At 61.5% G+C, this 1,384-nt stretch carries 1 protein-coding gene; it reads left to right on the plus strand.

The annotated features are described in order from the left end of the window. A partial coding sequence (locus LY05_RS15020; RefSeq protein ID WP_249041970.1) for a DEAD/DEAH box helicase occupies positions 1 to 1,322 on the plus strand: 1,322 nt, incomplete at its 5' end. Between the last annotated feature and the right edge of the window lie 62 nt (positions 1,323 to 1,384).

Genomic DNA, 1,384 nt, shown 5'->3' on the forward strand with positions numbered 1-1,384 from the left:
CATCAGGCGGTCCAAAAGGTCTTTATCGATGCTCATGCGTGGGTCTCCTTTGTGAGCAGTTACCACGCCAGGGCACAAAATTCAGGATAGTCCCCCTGGTCACCGAGGCGAACAGGATCAAGCTTGCACATTACTTCGATCCTTACCTTGCGATCCACACGAGTCTGATCGACCCGCTGCCGCATCAGATCTCGGCCGTCTACGGCGAAATGCTCCCAAGACAGCCGCTGCGCTTTCTGCTGGCCGACGACCCGGGGGCCGGGAAGACCATCATGGCGGGGCTTCTGATCAAGGAACTCATCGCGCGAAGCGATCTGGAACGCTGCCTCATCGTTGCGCCGGGAAGTCTCGTTGAACAGTGGCAGGACGAGTTGGGCGAGAAGTTCGGCCTGGAGTTCGACATCCTTTCACGCGACATGATCGCGACATCGCGTTCGGGCAACCCGTTCAACGACCGCCGCCGGCTGATCGCGCGGCTCGACATGCTGGCCCGCGATGACGACCTGCAGCAGAAGCTCTCCTCGGCAACCGAATGGGACCTGATCATCGTCGACGAAGCGCACCGGATGTCGGCGACCTACTTCGGCAACGAGGTCAAGTACACCAAGCGGTACCAGCTGGGGCAGAAGCTCGGGGGCATCTGCCGCCACTTCCTTCTGATGACGGCAACCCCGCACAACGGCAAGGAGAGGGACTTTCAGCTCTTCATGGCGTTGCTCGACGGCGACCGCTTCGAGGGGCGCTTCCGGGACGGCATGCATGTCGCCGACGTCGAAGACATGATGCGCCGCCTCACCAAGGAGGAGCTGCTGCGTTTCGACGGCCGGCCGCTCTTTCCCGAAAGGCGCGCCTACACCGTCAAATACGAGCTGTCGCCGCAGGAGGCCGCCCTCTATGCGGCCGTCACCGATTATGTGCGCAACGAGATGAACCGTGTGCAGCGGTTCGCAGAGGCGGATGGGCGCAGGCGCAACATGGTCGGTTTCGCGCTCCAGATCCTGCAGCGCCGCCTCGCTTCCAGCCCCGCGGCCATCTATCAGTCGCTGAAACGACGCAGGGAGCGTCTTGAGGCGGAACTCGCCGAAGCGCGTCTGGTCGTGCGAGGGCGCGGCCTGGGGCAGGGCATCCTGGTGTCTGACGATTTTCTCGAGAACATCGACGAATTCGGTCAGGAAGAAATCGACGAGATCGAGGAGCGCCTTTCGACCACCGTCACCACTGCCGAGACGATCGAGCAGCTCGAGATCGAAGTCGCGACGCTCAAGGAACTCGAGCGCATGGCGTTGTCGGTGACCTGCTCCCCTGAAAAGTCCTCGGTTTGAGGTTAGCCTGTTCTCCGACTGAGGAGACAGACGATGAAGAGAAGCCGGTTCAGCGAAGAGCA

This window comes from Oceanicella actignis, assembly GCF_008124525.1.
GTDB classification, from domain to species: Bacteria; Pseudomonadota; Alphaproteobacteria; order Rhodobacterales; family Rhodobacteraceae; genus Oceanicella; species Oceanicella actignis.